This is a genomic window from Cupriavidus sp. FW306-01-F10A, assembly GCF_058782785.1.
In genome coordinates, this window is the sequence record NZ_JBYSYA010000054.1 from 1 (window position 1) to 1,270 (window position 1,270).

Sequence of the window (1,270 nt, forward strand, 5' to 3'; positions counted from 1 at the left end):
GACATGGGTAACAGGTGTTCGGAGACATAGGTGACACGTGACCTGCGCGCATCATGATGCGCGCAGGTCAAGTTCTCCGATCTCAAAGCGGCTGAACCACACGCGGTAGCAGCCGTCCTGCGCCGTGGGTCGCAAGGCAATGCGCTGGCCGATGAACGCTTTGCCAATCTTAAAGCGCCGCCGGCCCACTGCAATGCGCGCGGACCTGTCAACTTTATAGACCTTGTCACAAGACAGGTACTCGGCGGCTGGCAGCATCTCCGGATATGCAATGACGCTGGCACGATAGCGCTGCATGGGCACCGCCATGCCCAATGCTTCGTGCGGGCGCTTGCCGTTATAGGTTTCGCGATAGCGGTCGAAGACGCGCTGCGCTTCGTCGTTGTCCGCAAAACGCCGATGCTGCAATAGTTCGACCTTGAGGGTGCGATGAAACCGCTCGTCCTTGCCTTGGGTCTGGGGGTGATATGGCCTTGAGTGGCTGACTTCGATGCCCAGCTGCATCAGCCAGACCGTCAGCGCCGTATAGCCCAGGCCTTCGGAATCGCCGCCCCATGGCGGACCGTTGTCCATCGTCATGCGGTGCGGCAAGCCGTAGCGGCGAAACGTCGCAATCAACCTGGACTGGACCGTCTCAGCACGCTCGTCGCCACAGGCAGCAAGGCACAGGTTGAATCGCGAATGGTCATCGAGCACCGTCAGCGGATGACAAATCCCGCGCTCGTTGCGCACGTAGCCTTTGAAGTCCATCTGCCACAAGGTATTGGGCTCGGCATGCTCAAAGCGCTGGAACGGCTGCTGGCCCGCGGCAACGCCCACGCCCAGGCGGCCGTGGCGGCGCAGGATCTCGTGAATGGTACTGGGCGCCGGCAGTGCGTCCACGCCGGCGTTCTGCAGCAGCTTGGCCAGCTTGCGCGCACCCCAGTAAGGATGCTCGTCTCGCAAGGCCAATACCTGGCGCTCAAGCTCCGGCGCGGTACGCAACGGATTGGCTGCGGGCCGTCGACACTGGTCTGTCAGCCCGCCCTCGCCCGACTCGGCGTAGCGCGACAGCCACTTGTACAACGTCTTCGGGGCAATGCCCCATCGCCTGGCCAACTCCCGCCGGTTCGCTCCTGGCTGGCTGGCCAGCATCACCAGTTCCCTGCGTTGATCCATGAGTGACACTTCCTTCCATGGCATGGCAGGTCTCCCAAAAGACACTGCCAGCCAGTCTAGTTGTGTTACCCATGTCCCCGAACAGGTGTTACCTATGTCCCCGGTCTATACA

The 1,270-nt window shown here is 61.9% G+C and carries 1 protein-coding gene; it reads right to left on the reverse strand.

Annotated elements, in window-relative coordinates:
* Nucleotides 1–51 precede the first annotated feature (51 nt).
* Entirely contained in the window at nt 52–1,182 is a 1,131-nt protein-coding gene (locus AC3WLF_RS31305) for an IS481 family transposase (protein ID WP_492357605.1), read from the reverse strand.
* Nucleotides 1,183–1,270 lie beyond the last annotated feature (88 nt).

What these genes read in the sequence shown, in the direction of transcription:
- AC3WLF_RS31305 (WP_492357605.1), bottom strand. Translation starts at nt 1,182, where the DNA reads ATGCCATGGAAGGAAGTGTCACTCATGGATCAACGCAGGGAACTGGTG.